At 68.5% G+C, this 21443-nt stretch carries 21 protein-coding genes; 13 read left to right on the forward strand and 8 right to left on the reverse strand.

The genetic code is table 11. From position 1 onward, the window contains the following. The first annotated feature begins 26 nt into the window (after positions 1-26). From arc to ACWEO7_RS02635, 3 genes are all read left to right on the forward strand, one after another. Positions 27-1787 carry a proteasome ATPase gene (arc, locus tag ACWEO7_RS02625; RefSeq protein WP_450020639.1) on the forward strand — a complete coding sequence of 587 codons (1761 nt, stop codon included), beginning with the start codon at positions 27-29 and terminating at the stop codon, positions 1785-1787. A gap of 182 nt (positions 1788-1969) precedes the next feature. After that, positions 1970-2605: a TetR/AcrR family transcriptional regulator gene (locus tag ACWEO7_RS02630; protein ID WP_452420197.1), complete on the forward strand. Its 636-nt coding sequence runs from the start codon at positions 1970-1972 to the stop codon at positions 2603-2605. Continuing rightward, entirely contained in the window at positions 2598-4121 is a 1524-nt protein-coding gene (locus tag ACWEO7_RS02635; protein WP_452420199.1) for an ArnT family glycosyltransferase, read from the forward strand. Before ACWEO7_RS02630 ends, ACWEO7_RS02635 begins: the two co-directional genes overlap by 8 nt. Positions 4122-4133: 12 nt before the next feature. Here the strand turns inward: ACWEO7_RS02635 and ACWEO7_RS02640 are convergent, their stop codons facing one another. After that, positions 4134-6224, reverse strand: coding sequence for an acyltransferase family protein (locus ACWEO7_RS02640; protein WP_452420201.1), 2091 nt, complete (start codon positions 6222-6224; stop codon positions 4134-4136). A 224-nt stretch (positions 6225-6448) separates the two neighbouring features. On the opposite strand from ACWEO7_RS02640, the gene ACWEO7_RS02645 reads away from it, so the two are divergent. Beyond that, complete coding sequence (locus ACWEO7_RS02645) at positions 6449-6931, forward strand: cation:proton antiporter regulatory subunit (protein WP_450020631.1); 483 nt, start codon at positions 6449-6451, stop codon at positions 6929-6931. Between the two features lie 4 nt (positions 6932-6935). Beyond that, entirely contained in the window at positions 6936-8114 is a 1179-nt protein-coding gene (locus ACWEO7_RS02650) for a cation:proton antiporter (RefSeq protein WP_356962043.1), read from the forward strand. Positions 8115-8189: 75 nt separating this feature from the next. Here the strand turns inward: ACWEO7_RS02650 and ACWEO7_RS02655 are convergent, their stop codons facing one another. Continuing rightward, on the reverse strand, positions 8190-8918 hold the full coding sequence (locus ACWEO7_RS02655) for a peptidylprolyl isomerase (RefSeq protein ID WP_452420203.1): 729 nt from the start codon (positions 8916-8918) through the stop codon (positions 8190-8192). A 212-nt stretch (positions 8919-9130) separates the two neighbouring features. On the opposite strand from ACWEO7_RS02655, the gene ACWEO7_RS02660 reads away from it, so the two are divergent. Genes ACWEO7_RS02660 through ACWEO7_RS02675 form a run of 4 tightly spaced genes read left to right on the forward strand, consistent with a single transcriptional unit; the run spans position 9131 to position 13794 of the window. Beyond that, a complete protein-coding gene (locus ACWEO7_RS02660; RefSeq protein ID WP_355077532.1) occupies positions 9131-9967 on the forward strand; it encodes a nitrilase-related carbon-nitrogen hydrolase in 837 nt (278 codons plus the stop codon). A 16-nt stretch (positions 9968-9983) separates the two neighbouring features. Next, positions 9984-11405 carry a dihydropyrimidinase gene (gene hydA, locus ACWEO7_RS02665; RefSeq protein ID WP_452420205.1) on the forward strand — a complete coding sequence of 474 codons (1422 nt, stop codon included), beginning with the start codon at positions 9984-9986 and terminating at the stop codon, positions 11403-11405. Between the two features lie 30 nt (positions 11406-11435). Beyond that, on the forward strand, positions 11436-12482 hold the full coding sequence (locus ACWEO7_RS02670) for a TIGR03842 family LLM class F420-dependent oxidoreductase (RefSeq protein WP_452420206.1): 1047 nt from the start codon (positions 11436-11438) through the stop codon (positions 12480-12482). A gap of 1 nt (position 12483) precedes the next feature. Further along, on the forward strand, positions 12484-13794 hold the full coding sequence (locus tag ACWEO7_RS02675) for an aminotransferase class III-fold pyridoxal phosphate-dependent enzyme (protein ID WP_452420208.1): 1311 nt from the start codon (positions 12484-12486) through the stop codon (positions 13792-13794). Between the two features lie 8 nt (positions 13795-13802). Here ACWEO7_RS02675 and ACWEO7_RS02680 read toward each other — a convergent pair whose 3' ends face one another. Further along, positions 13803-14306, reverse strand: coding sequence for a nitroreductase/quinone reductase family protein (locus ACWEO7_RS02680; protein WP_452420210.1), 504 nt, complete (start codon positions 14304-14306; stop codon positions 13803-13805). 103 nt (positions 14307-14409) lie between these two features. Between ACWEO7_RS02680 and ACWEO7_RS02685 the strand changes: the two genes are divergently transcribed. Next, positions 14410-14778, forward strand: coding sequence for an arsenate reductase family protein (locus ACWEO7_RS02685; RefSeq protein WP_452420212.1), 369 nt, complete (start codon positions 14410-14412; stop codon positions 14776-14778). A gap of 44 nt (positions 14779-14822) precedes the next feature. Further along, positions 14823-15503 (forward strand): TIGR00266 family protein, encoded by a 681-nt coding sequence (locus ACWEO7_RS02690; RefSeq protein WP_195080044.1) that lies wholly within the window; start codon positions 14823-14825, stop codon positions 15501-15503. On the opposite strand, the gene ACWEO7_RS02695 is transcribed toward ACWEO7_RS02690, so the two are convergent. Beyond that, positions 15504-16106: an NUDIX hydrolase gene (locus ACWEO7_RS02695; protein ID WP_452420214.1), complete on the reverse strand. Its 603-nt coding sequence runs from the start codon at positions 16104-16106 to the stop codon at positions 15504-15506. Between the two features lie 53 nt (positions 16107-16159). Here ACWEO7_RS02695 and ACWEO7_RS02700 point away from each other — a divergent pair, with 53 nt between their 5' ends. After that, positions 16160-16540 (forward strand): nitroreductase family deazaflavin-dependent oxidoreductase, encoded by a 381-nt coding sequence (locus tag ACWEO7_RS02700; RefSeq protein WP_450020615.1) that lies wholly within the window; start codon positions 16160-16162, stop codon positions 16538-16540. Positions 16541-16565: 25 nt separating this feature from the next. On the opposite strand, the gene ACWEO7_RS02705 is transcribed toward ACWEO7_RS02700, so the two are convergent. The 4 genes from ACWEO7_RS02705 to ACWEO7_RS02720 all read right to left on the reverse strand — a co-directional run bounded on the left by ACWEO7_RS02705 (position 16566) and on the right by ACWEO7_RS02720 (position 19821). Beyond that, on the reverse strand, positions 16566-17363 hold the full coding sequence (locus ACWEO7_RS02705; RefSeq protein WP_452420216.1) for a helix-turn-helix domain-containing protein: 798 nt from the start codon (positions 17361-17363) through the stop codon (positions 16566-16568). A 218-nt stretch (positions 17364-17581) separates the two neighbouring features. Then, positions 17582-17869 carry a DUF427 domain-containing protein gene (locus ACWEO7_RS02710; protein WP_355077552.1) on the reverse strand — a complete coding sequence of 96 codons (288 nt, stop codon included), beginning with the start codon at positions 17867-17869 and terminating at the stop codon, positions 17582-17584. A 64-nt stretch (positions 17870-17933) separates the two neighbouring features. Continuing rightward, positions 17934-18473, reverse strand: a complete 540-nt coding sequence (locus ACWEO7_RS02715; protein WP_452420218.1) for an NUDIX hydrolase — start codon at positions 18471-18473, stop codon at positions 17934-17936. A gap of 136 nt (positions 18474-18609) precedes the next feature. Then, positions 18610-19821 carry a DUF418 domain-containing protein gene (locus tag ACWEO7_RS02720; protein WP_452420219.1) on the reverse strand — a complete coding sequence of 404 codons (1212 nt, stop codon included), beginning with the start codon at positions 19819-19821 and terminating at the stop codon, positions 18610-18612. Between the two features lie 121 nt (positions 19822-19942). Between ACWEO7_RS02720 and dop the strand changes: the two genes are divergently transcribed. After that, positions 19943-21442 carry a depupylase/deamidase Dop gene (gene dop, locus ACWEO7_RS02725; RefSeq protein WP_039798407.1) on the forward strand — a complete coding sequence of 500 codons (1500 nt, stop codon included), beginning with the start codon at positions 19943-19945 and terminating at the stop codon, positions 21440-21442. Position 21443: the final 1 nt, after the last annotated feature.

Genomic DNA, 21443 nt, shown 5'->3' on the forward strand with positions numbered 1-21443 from the left:
TAGACCGGGACTGGGAGGAGCAGCACATGAGCCCCATCGAGAATTCGGATTCGGCGGCCTGGAGAGAGCTCGAGGCAGTGCGCGCCGAGGCGGCTGCACTCCGAAGGCAACTCGCCGATTCGCCGGATCGCACACGGGAATTGGAAGCCCGCATCGATTCGCTGACCATTCGCAACACGAAGCTGATGGACACCCTCAAGGAAGCGCGCCAGCAGCTGGTGGCGCTGCGCGAGGAGGTCGATCGGCTGGGTCAGCCACCGAGCGGATACGGCATTCTGATCGGTGTGTACGACGATCAGACGGTCGACGTGTTCACTTCGGGTCGCAAGATGCGGTTGACGTGTTCACCGAACATCGAGACCTCGACGCTCGAATACGGTCAGACCGTCCGCCTCAACGAGGCGCTCACGGTCGTCGAGGCCGGGCACTACGACGCGGTCGGCGAGATCGGCACCCTCCGGGAGATCCTCGATGACGGCCGTCGCGCCCTGGTCGTCGGCCATGCCGACGAGGAGCGTGTGGTGTGGCTGGCAGGCCCGCTGGCGAAGGTCGCCGAGATGGACGACCTCGATGATCCCGATTCCCCCATCCGCAAGCTGCGGCCGGGCGACTCGCTGCTGGTCGACACGAAGGCCGGTTTCGCCTTCGAGCGCATCCCCAAGGCCGAGGTCGAGGACCTCGTGCTGGAAGAGGTGCCCGACGTCGACTACAGCGACATCGGCGGTCTCGGCAGGCAGATCGAGCAGATCCGCGACGCGGTGGAGCTGCCGTTCCTGCACAAGGACCTCTTCCGCGAGTACGCGCTGCGTCCGCCGAAGGGTGTGCTGCTCTACGGTCCGCCCGGCTGCGGTAAGACGCTCATCGCCAAGGCGGTGGCCAACTCGCTGGCCAAGAAGATCGCCGAGGCGCGCGGTGAGGATGCCAAGGAAGCCAAGTCGTACTTCCTGAACATCAAGGGCCCCGAGCTGCTCAACAAGTTCGTGGGTGAGACCGAGCGCCACATCCGGATCATCTTCCAGCGGGCCCGCGAGAAGGCGTCCGAGGGCACGCCGGTGATCGTGTTCTTCGACGAGATGGATTCCATCTTCCGCACCCGCGGCTCCGGCGTCTCCTCCGACGTCGAGACCACGGTGGTGCCGCAGCTGCTGTCGGAGATCGATGGTGTCGAGGGCCTGGAGAACGTCATCGTGATCGGCGCCTCCAACCGCGAGGACATGATCGATCCCGCGATCCTGCGGCCGGGCCGCCTGGACGTGAAGATCAAGATCGAGCGTCCGGACGCGGAGTCGGCGCAGGACATCTTCTCGAAGTACCTCACCAAGGAGTTGCCGCTGCACGACGACGACCTGGCCGAGTTCGGCGGGGACAAGCTCTTGTGCATCAACGCCATGATCGAACGCGTCGTCGACCGGATGTACGCCGAGAGCGAGGACAACCGCTTCCTGGAGGTCACCTACGCCAATGGTGACAAGGAGGTCCTGTACTTCAAGGACTTCAACTCCGGTGCCATGATCCAGAACATCGTGGACCGCTCCAAGAAGTACGCCATCAAGGCAGTGCTCGACACGGGCAACCCGGGTCTGCGCATCCAGCATCTCTACGATTCGATCGTGGACGAGTTCTCCGAGAACGAGGACCTGCCCAACACCACGAATCCGGACGACTGGGCACGCATCTCCGGTAAGAAGGGCGAGCGGATCGTCTACATCCGTACCCTGGTCACCGGCAAGAACGCCAGTGCCAGCCGCGCCATCGACACCGAGTCGAACACCGGTCAGTACCTGTAAAGGTTCCGCCGACCACGATGGGCCGCGTCTCCCCGGAGACGCGGCCCATTCGCTTTCCAGGGCGCAGGTGACGGTGCACGGCGACGGCCGCACCACTCGTATCCGGCTCACTCTCGACGGCGCTCCATTCGACACCGTCGCTCATCAGCAGGCCTACAGTCCGCTCGTGCTAAAATTTGACCATGCGGCCAGAAAACAGTACGAGTGGCCAACGGCGGTCTTTCATCGAAGAGGCGCGACGGCGGCAGATCATCGCCTCCGCGGTGGAGGTGATCTCCGAGGTCGGGTACGCGAACGCTTCGCTGGCGCGGATCGCCGAGCACGCAGGTATCTCCAAGGGCGTCATCTCCTACCACTTCGAGGGCAAGGACGATCTGATGACGCAGCTGGTGGTCCAGCTCTACGTCTCCGCCGCGGAGTACATCGCGCCACGGGTCGCAGCGGCGGCCGGACCGCGCGCGAGCCTGCTGGCCTACCTCGAATCGAACCTCGGTTTCATCGATGCGAACACCACGTATGTGGCGGCGCTGGTCGAGGTGGTGACGAATCTGCGGGACGCGGACGGCAACCCGAAGTTCGCCTCCGCCGACGGTGAACGCGACATCATCGCGCCGCTGGTCGACATCCTCACCGAAGGGCAGCGCACCGGCGAGTTCGGCGAGTTCGATCCGCTCTTGATGGCCAAGTCCATCCGCGACGCCATCGATGGCGCGGCCGGACGGGCGGTCCGGGAACCGGACTTCGCGATGGACGCGTACGCGGCACACCTGTGCCGGTTGTTCGACACGGCGACCCGGAAAGCGGGTAAGGATGACTGACGTACTGGACACCCTGCGGCGCGGGGACGATTCCACGGAACCGTTGCCCTCGTTCGCCTTCGGCGGAGTCGGTGCGGTGGCGGCGCTGGGTGCGGTGGCGCTGCTGGTTTCTCTCGGGCGGTACGGATTCTTCGGCGACGAGCTGTATTTCGTCGCGGCGGGCCGCAGACTCGCGGTCGGCTACGCCGATCAGGGGCCGCTGCTACCCGCGATCGCGCGGATGACCGATCTACTCGCCCCGGATTCGCTGATGGCGCTGCGTCTTCCGGCCGTGCTGGTCACCGTGGCCGCGGTGGTGGTGACCGCCCAGATCGCCAGGGAGTTCGGGGGCGGTCGCCCGGCGCAGGTGCTGGCCGCGGCCGCGTATGCCACCTCGCCGTTCCTGCTGGTGCAGGGTGATCAGCTGGCCACCAATACGATCGACACGGCGCTGTGGGTGGTGGTGAGCTGGCTGGTGATCCGCTGGGTCCGCACCCGCCACGATGGCTTGCTGCTGGCCTCGGCCCTGTTCACCGCGGTGGATATGCAGGTCAAGTGGCTGATTCCCTTCTTCTGGCTCGCACTGGTGATCGGGGTGGCGATCTACGGACCGCGTGAGCTGCTGCGCCGCCCCGCCCTGTGGTGGGGCGCCGCGATCGTCGTCCTCACCTCGGTGCCCAGCCTGGTCTGGCAGGCGGCGCACGGGTGGCCGCAGCTGCGTCTGGGCGGTGTGGTCGCCGCGGAGCAGGCCACGATCGGTGGGCGCTACATCTGGCTGCCGCTCGCGCTCGCCGCCGCCGGATTGATCGGTGGATTGCTGCTGGTGTACGGGGTGTGGACCCTGTTCCGTGCCGAAAGCTTGCGGCCGTACCGGTTTCTCGGTGTCCTGCCGTTGGTGCTGATCGTGGTCTTCATCGCGACCGGTGGACGGCCGTACTACGCGGCGGGTTGCTACGGAGCGCTGATCGCGGTCGGTGCGGTGCGGTGGATGGCGAACCGGCGGCGATCGCGTGTGATCCTCACCGTTGCGGTGACCGCGATATCCGTTGCGCTGGTTATCTTCTCGCTGCCCCTGCGCCCGGAATCCGACATCGAGCCGGTCGACACCCAAGCCCAGGCGGGGTTGGAGATCGCGGTCTACGGGCGGTTCGGCTGGTCCGAACTCGCGGCCGGGACCGCGGCGGCCTATGCGGCGCTGCCGGAGCCTGAGCGGGCTTCGGCCGTGGTGATCGCCGATTCCTATTGGCAGGCCAGCGCCTTGGACCTCGCTCGCGCGACCCACGGCCTGCCCGCCGTCTTCAGTCCGAACCGCGGCTTCGGCTACTTCGGCACCCCGCCGGACACGGCGACGACGGTGCTGTGGGTGGGCGGCACCGAGGCCGATGTGCGCGCGCACTGCGCCGAGGTGACCCCGATCGGGCAAGTCGACGCTCGTCTCGGATTCCCGGGGGTCACCCGGGGCGTCACTGTCTGGCGCTGCGCGCAACCGCTGGTGCCGTGGTCGCGAGCCTGGCCGGACATGTTGCGGCTGAATTGATCCGGTTCCGGCTCACCACCAGCCGAGGATCGGCGCCAATTGCCTGCCGAGTTCCGGTGCCAGCGATCGCGAATAGCTGGCGGTGAGGTGATGCTCGTCGTGGTAGATCAGGACGTTGCCCTCGGTGACCGCGCACACGTCGCGTTCGCACAGTGCGTCGGACAGGTCCAGCGGGAACACGTTGGGGAACGAGGCGGCGAACTCCAGTGCCGGATCGACCGCGTTGAGCGCGTCGGCGCGCGGCATCCCGCAGCTGATCCGGTCACCGTGCTGGGCGAGGCAATCGATGGCCCGGTACCGCACGCCGTCGCGCCGCAGCCACGGCGTGTCACGGATGGCGAGCACGTTGAGTCCGCGGTCGGCCAGCCGAGTCCAGACGTCCAGATAGTCGGCCGGGGTCTCGTCACCCGAGCCGTCACGAGGGCGGGTCGCTGTCGTGAACACCCACTCCGGGCGTTCGACGCCCAGCCGGTCGATCACCTCCACAGACCAGTCGCGGCAGTCCGGATTCGCTTCACCCTTGTACATCGGTTCCGCCGCCACGGTCAGCGGGCAGCCCATCTTCAGGTAGACCTCGACCCGGAAGGAGTGCTCGCGGGCGAGCAGGTCGAGCGCGGGCACCCAGTGCTCGGCATGCGAGCTGCCCACCACCGCGATGGTGCGCTCCGCGGCGGCGTCGCCATAGGTGCAGGTGATGACTTCGCGGGTATCCCAGTCCGCGATGCAGCCGTCGCGCGACGGGTAGGCCGCGTCCGCCGGCGCTTCGTACATGCTCGGCCGCATCGGAGCCTCGGGCGCGCTCACGCCATTGACCAGTGCTTCCGCGCCGGGATAGCGCGCCGAGTCCAGCCCGGCCACCGCTCGCGGCGGATTCGCCTTGGTCACCACCTGCTCGCCCAGCGCCGCCGCGAGTACCGCGATGCCGAGCGCCGCGACCAGCCGGCCGGTGCGGCGTCCGCGGGCGGGCGTCTTTCCGGCCGGACGACCGGACCGCACTCGTAGCGGCTCCTCGATGAACCGGTTGGTCAGGTAGGCGAGTACCAGCGACGCCCCGACGACGCCCAGACCCACGCCGAGTCCCGCGGTCGCGGCTCCGGTCCGCGCCAGGACGAAGATCAGGATCGGCCAGTGCCATAGATACAGCGCGTAGGACAGTTCGCCGAGGCGCACCGCGGCCGGTGCGCCGAGCAGCCGGTTCGGTAGTGGCTGATCGGCGGCGGCGAGGTCGCCGCCCGCGACGATCAGCGCCAGTGTGGCCCCGATCGGCACCAGCGCGGCGGGACCGGGAAACCGATCGGCGCCGTCGATCAACCAACCGCACGTGAGTACCGCGACCGCGCCGAGGACAGCGGCCGCGACCCGCACCGAACGCGGCGGTGACAGCCACGGCGCGACGATCGCCAGCAGCGCTCCGGCGAGCAGTTCCCAGGCGCGGGCGAAACTGTCGTAGTAGTTCCAGCCCTGATGCACCGCGGTACCGTGCGCGGCGTAGACGAACGAGGCCACCGCGCCCGCGGCGAGCGCGATCGCCAAGGCCGGACGCACTGCCCCCGGACGGGCGAAACGCAGGCACAGACCCGCGACCGACGCCACGACGATCAGCGCGAGCAGGTAGAACTGCCTCTGCACCGCCATCGACCACAGATGCTGCAACGGGCTCACCGACGGATCGGCGGCCAGGTAGTCCGACCAGGACAGCGCCAGATACCAGTTCTGGTAATACAGCAGCGACGCCAGCGTCTGCGCCGCCATCTCGCCCCACTGGGTGAACGGGCGAAGCAGCACGGTTGCCGCGACCACGGCCGCCAGAACCGTGATCAGGGCGGGCAGTAATCGGCGGGCGAGCCGGCGAGCGGTGTGCGCGACACGGACCGTGCCGGTGGCTGCCACGCCGCGCAGCAGCGAGCCCGTGAAGAAGAACCCGGACAGCGCCAGGAACACGTCCACGCCGCCCGACACCCGGCCGAACCAGATGTGGAACGCCACGACCAGCGCGATCGCCACGCCGCGCAGCCCGTCCAGATCATGCCGGTACCCTCCGGCGCCCGCCCGCGGCACGGCCGCCGCGGTGGCGACCGCACCCGGCCGGAGCAACCGATTCACCGCTCGGGCGACCGTCACCGGACTCGCGCGGCGCGGTCGTCGCGGAAACGGAATCCAACGGCTCGGCGACGAAGGCATGTACGGGACACGTCATTTCTCTTACCACGGGCGGTGAACCGTGGTCCAACTCGCAAGGCCGGAGTGGCGTGCGGAAACGGCGAGAAATACGGACAATTCGGTCACCCGTCGACGGGTCGTAACGGGCGGGTCGATAGGGTGGGGTCGTGAATGTTGAGGTGACACCCCTGCCGGGTATAGGTGTGCGCAAGGATTTTCCGCTGACCAATACACGACGCCGGATAGGGGTGATCGACCATCGCGACGGCACGATGGACCTCATCGTGAGCAAGCCGGACAACCCCGACGAGACCGAGCAGGTGCCGCTGTCGGGGAAGGAGGCGGCCGTGCTGGCCAGCCTGCTCGGCGCGCCGCAACTGGTCGAACAACTGCGCGAGGAACACCGCGAGTTCACCGGACTGACCACCCGGCAGCTGTCCATCCCGGACCGCTCCCGCTTCGACGGACGCAGGCTGGGTGAAACTCAGATCCGCACCCGGACGAAGGCGTCCATCGTCGCCGTGGTCCGCAGCGGCCAGCCGATTCCCTCGCCGGGGCCGGACTTCACCTTCACCGCTGGAGACGTGCTGGTCGTCGTCGGCACGGTGGAGGGCCTCGAGGCCGCCGCCAAGATCCTGTTAGACGGCTGAGCGCATGGTCGCACACGAGACCGCGCTCGCGCTGATCCAGCTGGGCGCGGTGTTCTTCGGCCTCGGCCTGCTCGGGCGGATCGCCGCGCGCATCGGCATGTCGCCGATCCCGCTGTATCTGATCGGCGGACTGGTGTTCGGCACCGGTGGCCTCGTCGAGTTGCGGCAGGTGGACGACTTCATCCATCTCGCCAGCGAAATCGGCGTCGTCCTGCTGTTGTTGCTGCTCGGCTTGGAATACAGCGCGCCGGAACTGGTCACGGGCATGCGCCGATCGTGGGCCGCGGGCGTGGTGGACATCGTGCTCAACGCGACGCCGGGTGTGCTCGTCGCGCTCGGGCTCGGCTGGGGATTCACCGGCGCCATCGCGATGGCCGGGGTCACCTACATCTCGTCCTCCGGCATCGTCGCGAAGGTGCTCAACGATCTGGGCAGGCTCGGTAACCGGGAAACGCCGGTGATCCTGTCCATCCTGGTGTTCGAGGACCTGGTGATGGCCGGATACCTGCCGGTGCTGACCGCGGTGCTGGCCGGAGTCGGTTTCCTCGCCGGACTGAAGACGCTGGCCATCGCCTTGGCGGCGGTCACGGTCGTGCTGATCGTCGCGCTGCGCTACGGCCGCTACGTCTCCGCGATCGTCGACAGCGCCGACCGCGAGATCTTCCTGTTGAAACTGCTGGGTTCCGCGCTGCTGGTGGCGGGCGCGGCCTCCGCTGTGCAAGTGTCCGCGGCGGTCGGCGCGTTCCTGCTCGGCATCGCGATCTCGGACTCGACCGCGCACAACGCCACCAAGCTCCTGGAACCGCTGCGCGACCTGTTCGCCGCACTGTTCTTCGTGCTGTTCGGTCTGAGCACCGACCCGACGAGCATTCCACCGGTCCTTGGCTGGGCGTGCCTGCTGGCACTGGTCACCACGGCCAGCAAGATCGCCACCGGATGGTGGGCGGCCAAGCGGGCCGGTGCGGGCCGCTTGGGCCGGGCGCGCGCGGGCACGGCATTGGTCGCCCACGGTGAGTTCTCGATCGTCATCGCGGGGCTCGCGGTGGCCGCGGGCGCGGTCCCCGCCGAATTCGCCGCGCTGGCTACAACCTACGTGCTGTTGATGGCGGTGCTCGGGCCGGTCGTCAGCCGGTTCGTCGAACCGGCGATGGCGCTGCTGCGTCGGCGCGCCGCGGTGTCCTGACCGATTCGTTCAAGCCCCCGGGGACGACCATGGTGGCGGCGTCCGATTGTCGCCGCCACCATGGTCGTCGGGAATTCAGTTGCGGACGGCGACGGAATCGAGCACCACGTCGGCGGCCGGTGCGCCGTCGGAGGAGCCGTCCTTGACTCCGGCGGCGGCGATGGCGTTCAGCACGTCCATGCCCGCGGTGACCCGGCCGAACGGGGTGTAGTCCGGCGGCAGCGGCGCGTCCCGGTAGACCAGGAAGAACTGGCTGCCGTTGGTGCCGGGGCCCGCGTTCGCCATCGCGATCGTGCCCGCCGGGTAGGTCGCGCCCGCCAGGTTCTCGTCAGGGAATTGATAGCCGGGGCCGCCCATGCCGGTCGCGGTGGGGTCGCCGCACTGCAGGACGTAGATGCCGTCGGTGGTGATCCGGTGGCACCTCGTGTGGTCGAAGTACCGCTCTCCGGCCAGGAACGCGAACGAGTTGACGGTGCGCGGTGCGCGGGCGGCGTCCAGGGCGACGGTCACGGTGCCGCAGTTGGTGATCAGCGTCGCCGTGTATTGCGCGTTGGGATCGATGGTCATGCCGGGTTCGGCGGGCCACTGCTTACCGTTCGGCTGCCCCGCGGTCGGTACGCCACAGCCGGCCGGGCCCTGCTCCCGAGCAGGCGACGGGGTCGCCGAGACGACACCCGTCGCGGACGCGACCAGCGCCGCGCCGACGACGAGGACCCCGAGGATCCGCAGCGATCGCCACGGCACGCCCCGGCGCCCCGTGCGCCGGCCGCTGACGAGTTCTCGCGCTTGCACTTCGCTGCTCACCGCTGAAAATCTCCTTCACTCGGGGTTGCACACCGGACGATGCAGCGCGAATCATTCCATCTCGCCCGACCGAGTGGGGGAGTACGGCTCGATTGCTCGAGCGCGGGCAGGTCGGGATGCCGCCGTAACCGCGGTTGCCACGGATTGGCTACAAAATGCTTCCCGGCACTCGTCGGACAACGGAACAGGTTCCCGGTGACGTATAACGAGGCATGGGAATCGTTCGAGCGGCGCTGGTCCAAACGAACTGGACCGGTGACAAGGAGTCGATGCTCGCGGCGCACGAGAACTACGCGCGCCGCGCCGCCGCGCACGGAGCCGCGGTGATCTGCTTCCAAGAACTGTTCTACGCCCCGTACTTCTGCCAGCGGCAGGACACGGAGTTCTACGACTACGCCGAATCCGTCCCGGGGCCGACGACGGAGCGATTCGCGGAACTGGCGAAAGAATTGCGCCTGGTGATGATCCTGCCGGTGTACGAGCAGGAACAGCCGGGTCTGCTGTACAACACGGCGGCGGTGATCGACGCCGACGGCAGCTATCTCGGCAAGTACCGCAAACACCACCTTCCGCACGTGCACGGATTCTGGGAGAAGTTCTATTTCCGGCCGGGCAACCTGGGCTGGCCGGTGTTCGACACGGCGGTGGGCAAGGTCGGCGTGTACATCTGCTACGACCGGCACTTCCCCGAGGGGTGGCGCGCGTTGGCCCTCGCCGGTGCGGAACTCGTGTTCAATCCGTCGGCCACGTCGCGCGGCTTGTCCGGTTACCTCTGGAGGCTGGAACAACCGGCGGCCGCGGTAGCCAACGAGTACTACATCGGCGCCATCAATCGAGTCGGCGCCGAGGAGTACGGCGACGACGACTTCTACGGCACCAGCTACTTCGTCGACCCCGAGGGCAAGTTCGTCGGCGAGGTCGCCTCCGATACCGACCCCGAGCTGGTCGTCCGTGATCTGGACATGGACCTGATCAAGGTGGTGCGCGACCGCTGGGCCTTCTACCGCGATCGGCGCCCCGACGCCTACGGGCCGCTGGTGGCCCCCTGAGACCGGGGAGAACGACATGGCGCGCACCTTCATCCACGGTGGCACGGTGGTCTCGGCCACCGGAGCGCAGCCGCTCGACGTACTCGTCGAGGGCGAGACCATCGCCGCCGTCCTGCGGCCGGGCTCCGTCGCGCTGGGCGCGGATCTCGCCGCGTCCGCCGATCGCGTGCTCGACGCGACCGGCAGATACGTCATCCCCGGCGGCGTGGACGGTCACACCCACATGCAGATGCCCTTCGGCGGGACCGAAGCCTCCGACACCTTCGAGACCGGTACCCGCGCGGCCGCGTGGGGCGGCACCACCACCATCATCGACTTCGTCGTCCAGCGGCAAGGGGAACGGGTCCAGGACACGCTGGCCGCCTGGCACGGGAAAGCGGCCGGGCAATGCGCGATCGACTACGGCTTCCATCAGATCATCGGCGACGTCGACGACGAATCCTTGAAAAGCATGAGCGAATTGGTGGCCGAGGGCGTCACCAGCTTCAAGCTCTTCATGGCCTACCCGGGAATCTTCTACTCCACCGACGGCCAGATCCTGCGCGCCATGCAGTCCGCGGCGGAACTCGGCGCGCTGGTGATGATGCACGCGGAGAACGGGATAGCCATCGATGTGCTGGTCGAACAGGCGCTCGCGCGAGGGGACAACGCGCCGTATTTCCACGGCACGACCCGACCGTGGCAGCTCGAGGAGGAGGCCACCCACCGCGCGATCATGCTGGCCGAATTGACCGGCGTGCCGCTGTACATCGTGCACGTGTCGGCCGAGCAGGCGCTGGCTCAGATCGCCGCCGCCCGCGACGCCGGGCGCAACGTCTTCGGCGAGACCTGCCCGCAGTACCTGTATCTCTCGCTCGAGGATCAGCTCGGCGCGCCGGGTTTCGAGGGCGCCAAATGGGTGTGCTCCACGCCGCTGCGATCGAAGGCCGAAGGGCATCAGGACAAGCTGTGGCGCTACCTGCGCACCGGCGACGTCACGGCCGTCGGCACCGATCACTGTCCGTTCTGCATGAAAGGCCAGAAGGAGTTGGGGCTCGGGGACTTCAGCAAGATCCCCAACGGCATCGGCGGCGTCGAGCACCGGATGGATCTGATGTTCCAGGGCGTCCGGTCCGGCCGGATCTCGCTGGAACGCTGGGTCGAGGTCTGCTGCACCACACCGGCCCGGATGTTCGGCATGTACCCGCGCAAAGGGGTGATCAGCCCGGGAGCGGACGCCGACATCGTCATCTACGACCCGGACGGCCACACCAGCATCGGTCTCGGCAAGACCCATCACATGAACATGGACTACTCGGCCTACGAGGGATTCGAGATCGACGGTCACGTCGACACGGTGCTGTCCCGGGGCCGGGTCGTCGTGGACGACGGTGGCTACCTCGGGCACGCGGGACACGGCCGGTTCGTCGCGCGTGGACTCGCGCAGAACCTGATCTGACTTTCGATCCTCGGAACGGAGAAGTGCCGCATGGACATCGGTGTGGTGCTGCAATGCACGCCCCCGGCCTCGCGTGTGATCGAACTGGCCAGGCTCGCGGAGACATACGGGTTCTCCCACGTCTGGACCTTCGACTCGCATCTGCTCTGGCAGGAGCCCTACGTCATCTACAGCCAGATCCTGGCCGCCACCCGCAAGATCATGGTCGGTCCGATGGTGACGAACCCGGCCACCCGGGACTGGACGGTGACCGCGTCGACCTTCGCCACGCTCAACGAGATGTTCGGCAATCGCACCGTATGCGGGATCGGCCGCGGCGACTCGGCCGTGCGCACGCTGGGCGGCAAGCCCGCCACGCTGGCGACGCTGCGCCGATCGATTGAGGTGATCCGCGAACTGGGCAACGGTCGCGGCGCGCGAGTGGACGACACGGTCGTGCGGTTGCCGTGGGCGGCCGACTCCCGGTTGGACGTGTGGGTGGCGGGCTACGGGCCACGCGCACTCGAGCTGACCGGTGCCGTGGCCGACGGATTCATCCTGCAACTGGCCGACCCCGACATCACGGCATGGACCGTCGCCCGGGTGCGCGCCGCGGCCGAGCGCGCGGGCCGGGACCCGGCGGCGGTGCGGGTCTGCGTCGCCGCACCCGCTTATGTCACCGACGGGACGGACGAGGCGCAGGCGCACGCGCGGCAACAGTGCCGATGGTTCGGCGGGATGGTTGGCAACCACGTGGCGGAGATGGTGGCGAGATACGGTGCGGCAGGCGACATCCCGGCTGCCCTCACCGACTACATCGAAGGCAGGCGCGGTTACGACTACAACCTGCACGGACGCGCGGGCAATGTCCATGCCGAGTACGTGCCCGACGCCATCGTGGACCGCTTCTGCCTGCTGGGCACGCCCGACGACCAGCTGTCCCGGTTGCGGGAGCTGGAAAGGCTCGGTGTGGACCAGTTCGCCGTCTATCTCCAGCACGACGCGAAGAACGCGACTTTGGCGGCGTACGGTGAATCGGTGCTGCCACGTCTCGCTTCCCTCGTGACCACGACCAAGTCGACCGAAGGGAGCGACTAACGTGGCCGATCACGTCTTCTATCCCTGGAGCGCGCAGGCCGAATTGAACCCGGCTCCGATCACCGGGGCGTTCGGCTCCTACTTCTGGGACGACACCGGCAAGCGCTATCTGGACTTCTCCTCCCAGCTGGTCAACGTGAACATCGGCCACCAGCATCCGGACATCGTCGCGGCGATCGTCACCCAGGCGCAGCGGTTGGCGACCATCTCGCCGACGGTCGGCAACGACGTCCGCAGCGAACTGGCCCGGCTGATCGTCGAGCGGGCTCCCGGCGAGCTGAACCGGATCCTGTTCACCACCGGCGGCGCCGAGGCCGTCGAGCACGCGGTGCGTTTGGCGCGAAGCTACACCGGGCGGACGAAAATGCTCGCCGCCTACCGCTCCTACCACGGCGGCACGGGCGTCGCGATCGGCCTGACCGGGGAACCGCGTCGCTGGGGCGCGGAACCGACAAACGTCGACGTGGTGCGGTTCTTCGGCCCCTACCCGTACCGGTCACCGTGGGGTACGGCGACTCCCGAGGAAGAGACGGCCGCCGCGCTGCGACACCTGCGGCAGGTCATCGAACTCGAGGGCCCGCAGCACATCGCGGGGTTGATTCTGGAGACGGTGGTCGGCACCAACGGTGTGCTCGTCCCGCCGCCCGGTTATCTGGCCGGCGTGCGAGCGCTGTGCGACGAGTTCGGCATCGTCTACATCGCCGATGAGGTGATGGTCGGGTTCGGACGGGTGGGCGAATGGTTCGCGGTACAGGCGTTCGGCGTCGAGCCGGACATCATCACCTTCGCCAAGGGGGTGAACTCCGGCTACGTCCCGCTCGGTGGCGTGCTCATGGCCGAGCGGATCGCGCAGCGCTACGACCATGTGGTGTATCCGGGCGGTCTCACCTACGCGGGTCATCCGCTGGCCTGCGCGGCGGGTGTCGCCTCGATCGCGGTCTTCGAGCGCGAAGGAATCCTCGATCACGTACGGGCCGTGGGCGCCGATGTACTCGGAAAAGGCCTGCGCGAACTGGCCGGCCGTCATCCGAGCGTCGGCGAGGTCCGTGGACTCGGCTTCTTCTGGGCGCTGGAACTGGTCCGGGACCAACGCAGCAGACAGCCGCTGATCCCGTTCGCGGCGGCGGGCGCGGACGCCGAGCCCATGGCCGCGGTCACCGCCGCGGCCAAGGCGCGCGGGCTGTGGCCGTTCAACGCGGGCAATCGCTTCCAGATCGCGCCGCCGCTGACCACGACGGCCGACGAACTGCGCACCGGCCTCGAGATCGTCGACGAAGTGCTCGACGTGGCCGACGGCTACCTCGCGAGCTGACCGGCCGCTCAGTGCGGCGTCAGTTCCACCACGACGCCGCCCTGCTGCCAGGTCTGGTAGATATCGGCCTTGGAGGGTGAACCGTCGGCGGTGAAGCCGATGCCGTTGTACTTGGCGTTCTGCTTGTTGTCCCGCGCGACGATCTCGTAGAGCCGCAGCACGTCGGACTCGGAGGTGTGGACCACCGGGTCGAAGGTGCGCGGCTCGCCGCCGAAGGAGGCCCGCACCGGATCGCCCGCCCGCAGGTTCTTCACCCACGGGCGCAGGGCGGTGCCGATCAGCAGAGTGTCGCCGTGCCGGGTGTAGGCCAGCGGCACGTCGTAGACCTTCCCCGACTTGCGCCCGACGACGTGCAGGATCATCAGCCGCTTGCCGACGACGCCGGACAGCCCGGGCACGCGCAGCAGCGCGCGCACGACCCGATTCATCACGCCCTGATACGACGGGATGCGTTCGGGTCCGGATGTGGTCGGTGTGCCGTAGGGGTTTTCGGGCGACGCGTGCTCAGTCATGGCTTCCAGTATCGGAGCACGCGCGGCGCTCGGTGGCGCGGCGTCCGAGATCCGCCAGTGGGCGCCGGGCGGCCCGGATGCGCGTCCTCGGTACCCTGCGTGCATGACTTCCGGGCAGACCGAGATCTGGCACAACCCGCGGTGCAGCAAGAGCCGCAACGCCACCGCGTTCCTGAACGACGCCGGTGTCGACTACACCGTGCGCAAGTATCTGGACCAGCCGCCGACGGCCGCCGAGCTGCGTGAGGTGTTGCGACGGCTGGACGCCGAACCGTGGGACATCACCCGCACCGGCGAGCAGATCGCCAAGGACCTCGGCATGGCGAGCTGGGCGCGGACCGCCGCCGACCGGGACCGCTGGATCGACGCGCTGGTCGAGCATCCTGGCTTGATACAACGGCCGATCGTGCTCACCGCGGACGGCGGGGCGGTGGTCGCCCGAGACGACGACGCACTGCGCGATCTGCTCTGACACCCGTTCCCGCCGTGCGGAACTCGGCGGTAGGGTCGGCGGACATGAAGGTACAACTGCGCCACAGTCCCGCCGCCGCCGTCGCGCGGTGCTTTCTCGCCGGGGGCGAGCCGATGCGGGTCGAGAGCGGCGCCATGGTGGCTCATTCGGCGGGAGTCACATTGCAGGCCAAGGCCGAGGGCGGCATCCTGGCCGGACTGAAGCGGTCGGTGCTGGCCGGGGAATCGTTCTTCGTCTCGACTTTCACCGCGCCGCCGCAGGGCGGGTGGGTCGACGTGGCGCCCGCGCTTCCCGGCGACATGCTGAACCTGCAGATCACGCCGGATCGGCCTTTCTTCATCAGCCGTGGGGGCTGGATCGCCAATTCACACGGTGTGCAGGTGGAGAGCAAGTGGGGCGGGTTCGCCAATCTGTTCGGCGGCGAAGGCGGATTCGGTCTGCGCGCGCACGGCGAGGGCGAGATCGTGGTGGGCGTGTTCGGCGCGATCGATGTGATCGATCTGCAACCGGGCGAGCCGATCACGATCGACACCGGGCACGTGGTCGCCTACGACCTGGCGATGAATTTCAGCATCCGGCGAGCGGTCTCGGGTCGATCGATCCAGTCGTTGAAGTCCGGCGAGGGTTTCGTCTTCGATTTCACCGGCCCCGGCCGGGTGCTGTTGCAGACACGCAATCCCGGCGCGTTCGCCGCCTGGGCCGCCTCCGTCGCCTCGTCCAGCTGATCAGGGCCTCGTCCCGCCGTCCGCCGCTGGCCGGGCGCCGACCAGCAGATCCGTGATCAGCAGGCGGGTGTCCGGGACGAACGGCCAGTCCGGATCGGCCAGACGCGCCAGCAGCTCGGCGTCGGTCCACCACCATCCCGCGGCGATCTCGTCGGGTTGGTGGCGGACCGGCCCGTCGTAGCGCAACTCGTACGCGAACAGATGACACCGCATCGGCCGACCGGCCCATTCGCCGTCCCAGGAGACCGTCGCCAACGGTTCGGGCGATACGTCGGCGGGGTTCGGCGTGACGCCCAGTTCTTCGGCCAGTTCGCGCAGGGCCGTCTCGCGCGGCGCTTCGCCCGGCGCGACCACACCACCGGCCAGGCAGTCGTGCATGCTCGCGAAAACGAGCTTGGTGTCGGTGCGGCGGTGCACGTAGACGCGCTCGCCGTCACCGGAGCGCAGGAGCACCCCCGCGCTGGCGTGCCACAATCCGTCGCGGTAGACCGTGGCCCGCTCGGCGGCTCCCACCGGGTTGCCTGCCGCATCGTAGATCGCGATCGTTTCTGCGCTCGGATCCCCGGTGCGGGGCGGCTCGCGATGAGGCGGCGGAGCGGACATGGGTCGAGAGTAACGTGAACACCGCACGCCACAGGGAGAGAGGATCGCCGCCCATGGTGCTTCCGCACGCACTGGCGAATTTCAACCGGCATGTCACCAACCCGACCGCGGGCCTGGTCGCGGGACGCGCGCCCGGCTTCGGCATCGTGCTGCACAAGGGCAGGAAGTCGGGCCGGTCCTACCGCACCCCGGTCATGGTCTTCGAGCAGGACGGCGCCTACCGGATCGCACTGACGTACGGCCGGAATGTCGACTGGGTCAAGAACATCTGCGCGGCGGGTGGTTTCGCCCTGGAAACCCGCGGCCATGTGGTCGAGCTGGCCGATCCGGTCGTGCGGCACGACCCCTCCGCGCTGTGGGCGCCACTCGGCGTGCGGCAGATGCTGAAGACGATCTCGGCGGACTATTACGTCGAGTCCCGTCCGGCGGACTGATACGGAACGCGAGCCGTTTCGACGGCTATGCGTCCGGGACCGATTCGCTGGTGCGGCTGAGCACCGATGGAGACAGCCCGAACGTCCGGCGGCAGGTGCGGGTGAGATCCGCGCCATCGGAGAAACCGGCCGCGTGCGCGGCGGCCGTGAGATCGTCTCCGGCCAGCGCGCGGGTCCGCGCTATGTGCAGCCGCAGCCAGAGGATGTAGCGGCGCAACGGGATTCCCATCTGCTCGGTGAACAGGTGGGACAGTCGGGGCGCGGGAATACCCAATTGTCGTGCGACATCCGCGCCCCGCACCGACCCGGTGCGCACCAGTGCGGGCAGCAGTTGCAACGCCGCCGTGATCACCGCGTGCCGCTCGCTCGCGTCGGACGCGCGGTCTTGCGGCAGCAGATCGTCGACGACCGCGGTGACCTGCGCGGTCAGGTCTCCACCACCGGCAGTGATGCCGAGGGCGTCGGCGCTGTCGACCCAGCCGTTGAGGTGAGCTCTGCGATCCGCCGCCGCCCCTGCGGCCGTCTCGGGGTCGAGGTAGACGGCCGTGCCGTGCGCGGCGCCTACGTCGATCCGATGCGGCGCGTCGGTCGGCACGATGACGTGGGTGCCTTGCTTGCGGACCCCGCTACCGTCCACCACCACGATGGGCGTGCTCGCGGCGACGATCTGCACCGCGTGATGCGCGTGTAACTCCGTCGGACCGACCGATCCGGCGAAAGCCAGCACCCCCGGCCGGAGCAGCGCGACACCCGCTCGCGCCGGTTCGTCCGCCGCGCCGCCAGGCGCCATCGAGAAGCCGTTGGCGACCAGAGCCTTCATCATGGGATGCTCCCGGCTGAGACACTCGCGCTGAATCCTAGGATGAGCGTATCGGTTTCGCGCAGGCGGTATTCCCGATTCCTCCGATTACCACCGTTCGCCGGGGCAGTGCGGTCCGAGCCGCCGCCCCGGCCGCCGATCACCGCACGGCCGCGCCTACGACCGGATTCCGGCATCGATCATGAGATCGCCACTCGATTGCTCGCAGCGAAAGAATCCGCTCAGCTCTCCGTCACCTCGACGCCGCGCCAGAACGCGACATAGTCCTTGATCTGCGCGGCCTTGGTCTTCGGCTCCGGGTAGAACCAGGCGGCGTCGGTGTTGCTGTCTCCGTCGACCACCACGGTGTAGTAGCTGGCGGTGCCCTTCCACGGGCAGTAGCTGTGCGTGTCGGAGGGCTGGAAGAACTCCGGCCGGATCGAGTCCGGCGGGAAGTAGTGATTGCCCTCGACGATGATGGTGTCATTGCTGGTCGCGAGGACGCGGCCGTGCCAAGTTGCCGTTGCCATCCTTCGATTCTGCCCCGATCCCACCGATGGGCGGCGGCCGAGCATGTGCGGTCGGCCGCCTACATCACTCGGGACGCTCCGGCCGGTGGAGTTCGACCGCCAATGCCACCAGTTCGCTCAGGTGCTCGCCGTCGGATCCGGCCCGTCGCATCGCTTCGGCTAGGGGAAAGGTGCACACCTCGAGGATCTGTTCGGCGTCGTCGGGATTGGTCGGGGCGGATTCGAGCACCACGTCCGCGGTGCACCACAGCCACGCCTTGTGCGGGTGGGGCTGCCACTCGCGATACGGTGCCGGACCGTTGCTCGTCGCATGGTGAGCGCCGAACCATCGGATCTGTCCGACCGGGCGTGCGCCCGCCTCCTCCCGCAGTTCACGGCGCACGCAGGCGTCGATCGACTCGCCGCGTTCCCTGGTGCCGCCCGGAATCAGCCAGACGTCGCGGTCGTCGCGACAGAGCACGATCTCGTCGCCGACGAAACAGACGACGTGGATATTGGTGACCAGTTCGTCGGACGGGAGCGTGGTGGAGAACCGGACATCCAGGTCGCCCCACGCCCAGTGCGCCGGTGTGTGCAGCAAGGGGTAGCGGTCGGCAAGCGTCACAGCACGACGGTAGCGGCCGCCGCGCGCCGGGGCCGTCGGATCGTCGCGGCATGTGCGGGTAAGCCCCTGCGCCACAACGGAGTCGGTCGGCATGATGCCCGTATCCCCGGCCTGGGGGTACGGGCATCATGGCGTTTCAGCGTTCCCGCGCCAGCGTTCGGAAACTCACGTTCCAGAACCACTCCACCGGCCCGCGCTCGAAGCGTCGTAGCCACAGGTGCGCTCCGCAGGCGATGATCAGCGATACCAGTACGTAGACACCGACGGTGAACGGGACACGGTCATCGGGCGAGACGCGCGCCGCGAGTCCGAGACCCCAGCCGTAACACAGGATCGATGCCACCAGGTTCTGCAGGATGTAGCAGCTGAGCGCGGTGCGGCCGATCTCGGTGAAACGCCGCCCGGCGAACCCGGCGCCGGGACGCCGCAGGTACCACTCGGCGACCGCGGCCAGAATGCCGAGAGAGACGAACGGCGCGCTGCCGTACCGGGTGAACAGGATGAGGTCGCCGCCGCCAAGGATGCCGACGCCCAGGTCGATCGGCGCGGCGACGCCGAAGCCGAGGATCATCAGCCGCTTGCGCAGTCCCGCGCCTTCCTGGCCGAACACGCCCGCCCGGAACAGCAGGGCGCCGGTCAGAAACAGCGCGACCGACATCGCGAAGACGAAGATCGTCTCCATCCGGAACAGCCCGGCGTTGCCGAGCCGGAACGCCGCGAGCTCCCAGAACGAGCCGTCCGCATACGGATTCGGGTCCAGCGCACGACGCGCCTGCGCATCCTGGCTCGGCGCGAACGCCAGAGCGAGCGCGATGAGCGTCAACAGCGACACGTGCACGGCCGCCGCGCCCACCAGCCAGCGCCGCCGCGCCCGCGCACCGGTGGCGAGCACGAATGCGACCACGAGTCCGGTCACCGCGTACCCCATGAGGACGTCGAACTCGGCGACGAAGACGAAGTTGACCAGACCGTCCAGGAACAGCAAGCCCGCCCGCCACGGGTACTTCCCCGGCCAGCGGCGCCCGGCCTTGGTCGCGGAGCGTTGCTGGATGGCCAGGCCGATGCCGAACATGACGGTGAGCAGCCCGAGGAACTTGCCCTGCGCCAGCTGCTGGAGCACGCGCTCGGTCCACGTCCATCCGCCCGCCTCGCCGCCCATGTCGTGCAGATACCCGACCAGCCCCTCCGGGTTGGTGATGATCCAGATGTTGGTGGCGAGGGTGCCGAGAATCGCGATCCCGCGTAGCACGTCCAACGCGACGAGCCGGGCGGGTGCGGGTGGTGGGGGAGGCGACGCGCGATGCTGCTCGGCGGTCTCCAGGCGGCGGGCTGCGATCGATTCGGACATGTCCCGACTATCGCGCCGACCTGCGCCGCGACGGGTCCTCCGGAAGTACCACCTGTGGTATGACATTGGACTCCGCCGGTCGCGGGGGGTCGGACCGGGTGCGTGACTTAGGCTCGATGCCATGCAGCGCATCATCGGAATAGAGGTCGAATACGGCATCTCGACCCCGACCGAGCCGTCGGCCAACCCGATTCTCACCTCGACCCAGGCGGTCCTGGCCTACGCCGCGGCGGAGGGCGTGCCGCGCGCCAAGCGCACGCGCTGGGACTACGAGGTGGAGTCGCCGCTGCGCGACGCCCGCGGATTCGACCTGAGCCGGATGAACGGTCCCGCGCCGGTGATCGACGCCGACGAGGTGGGCGCCGCGAACATGATCCTCACCAACGGCGCCCGGCTCTACGTGGACCATGCCCACCCGGAATACTCCGCGCCCGAGGTCACCGACCCGCTGGACGCGGTGATCTGGGACAAGGCGGGCGAGCGGGTGATGGAGGCCGCCGCGCGGCACGCCTCGAGCGTGCCGGGGGCCCCGCGGCTGCAGCTGTACAAGAACAACGTCGACGGCAAGGGCGCCTCGTACGGCACCCACGAGAACTACCTGATGAGCCGGGACACCCCGTTCAACCAGATCATCGTCGGGCTCACGCCGTTCTTCGTGTCCCGCCAGGTGGTGTGCGGCTCCGGCCGGGTCGGCATCGGCCAGTCCGGCGACCACGCGGGCTTCCAGCTGTCCCAGCGTTCGGACTACATCGAGGTCGAGGTCGGCCTGGAGACCACGCTCAAACGGGGCATCATCAACACCCGCGACGAGCCGCACGCCGATGCCGACAAGTACCGCAGGCTGCACGTCATCATCGGTGACGCCAACCTGGCCGAGATGTCCACCTACCTCAAGGTCGGCACCACCGCCTTGGTCCTCGACCTGATCGAAGCGGGCGAGGACCTGTCGGATCTGCAGCTGGCCCGCCCGGTCACCGCGGTGCACACCATCAGTCACGACCCCACGCTGCGGGCGACGGTCGCGCTCGCCGACGGCCGCGAGCTGACCGGTCTCGCGTTGCAGCGCGTCTACCTGGACCGGGTGATCAAGTTCGTCGACCGCACCGGCAACGACGACAAGCGCGTCCAGGACATCATCGAGAACTGGGCCATGGTCCTGGACCTGCTCGAACGCGATCCGATGGAGTGCGCGAACCTGCTCGACTGGCCGGCCAAGCTGCGCCTGCTCGAGGGCATGCGCAGCCGCGAGGGCCTCGGCTGGGCGGCCCCCAAGCTGCACCTTATGGATCTGCAGTACTCCGACGTGCGCCTGGACAAGGGGCTCTACAACCGCCTGGTCGCCCGCGGCTCGATGAAGCGGCTGGTCACCGAGCAGCAGGTCCTCGACGCCATGACCAACCCGCCCACCGACACCCGCGCCTACTTCCGCGGCGAATGCCTGCGCCGCTTCGGCGCCGACATCGCGGCGGCCAGCTGGGACTCGGTGATCTTCGACCTGGGCGGCGACTCCCTGGTCCGCATTCCCACCCTGGAACCCCGCCGCGGCACCAAAGCCCACGTCGGCAAACTCCTCGACGGCGTGACCACCGCCGCGGACCTGGTGGAGCAGCTGACGACATAGC

This window comes from Nocardia sp. NPDC004260 (assembly GCF_053603155.1).

Coding starts and splice junctions, on each gene's coding strand:
- arc (WP_450020639.1), top strand. CDS start 27: ATGAGCCCCATCGAGAATTCGGATTCGGCGGCCTGGAGAGAGCTCGAG.
- ACWEO7_RS02630 (WP_452420197.1), top strand. CDS start 1,970: ATGCGGCCAGAAAACAGTACGAGTGGCCAACGGCGGTCTTTCATCGAA.
- ACWEO7_RS02635 (WP_452420199.1), top strand. CDS start 2,598: ATGACTGACGTACTGGACACCCTGCGGCGCGGGGACGATTCCACGGAA.
- ACWEO7_RS02650 (WP_356962043.1), top strand. CDS start 6,936: ATGGTCGCACACGAGACCGCGCTCGCGCTGATCCAGCTGGGCGCGGTG.
- ACWEO7_RS02660 (WP_355077532.1), top strand. CDS start 9,131: ATGGGAATCGTTCGAGCGGCGCTGGTCCAAACGAACTGGACCGGTGAC.
- hydA (WP_452420205.1), top strand. CDS start 9,984: ATGGCGCGCACCTTCATCCACGGTGGCACGGTGGTCTCGGCCACCGGA.
- ACWEO7_RS02670 (WP_452420206.1), top strand. CDS start 11,436: ATGGACATCGGTGTGGTGCTGCAATGCACGCCCCCGGCCTCGCGTGTG.
- ACWEO7_RS02680 (WP_452420210.1), bottom strand. CDS start 14,306: ATGACTGAGCACGCGTCGCCCGAAAACCCCTACGGCACACCGACCACA.
- ACWEO7_RS02685 (WP_452420212.1), top strand. CDS start 14,410: ATGACTTCCGGGCAGACCGAGATCTGGCACAACCCGCGGTGCAGCAAG.
- ACWEO7_RS02690 (WP_195080044.1), top strand. CDS start 14,823: ATGAAGGTACAACTGCGCCACAGTCCCGCCGCCGCCGTCGCGCGGTGC.
- ACWEO7_RS02695 (WP_452420214.1), bottom strand. CDS start 16,106: ATGTCCGCTCCGCCGCCTCATCGCGAGCCGCCCCGCACCGGGGATCCG.
- ACWEO7_RS02700 (WP_450020615.1), top strand. CDS start 16,160: ATGGTGCTTCCGCACGCACTGGCGAATTTCAACCGGCATGTCACCAAC.
- ACWEO7_RS02705 (WP_452420216.1), bottom strand. CDS start 17,363: ATGATGAAGGCTCTGGTCGCCAACGGCTTCTCGATGGCGCCTGGCGGC.
- ACWEO7_RS02710 (WP_355077552.1), bottom strand. CDS start 17,869: ATGGCAACGGCAACTTGGCACGGCCGCGTCCTCGCGACCAGCAATGAC.
- ACWEO7_RS02720 (WP_452420219.1), bottom strand. CDS start 19,821: ATGTCCGAATCGATCGCAGCCCGCCGCCTGGAGACCGCCGAGCAGCAT.
- dop (WP_039798407.1), top strand. CDS start 19,943: ATGCAGCGCATCATCGGAATAGAGGTCGAATACGGCATCTCGACCCCG.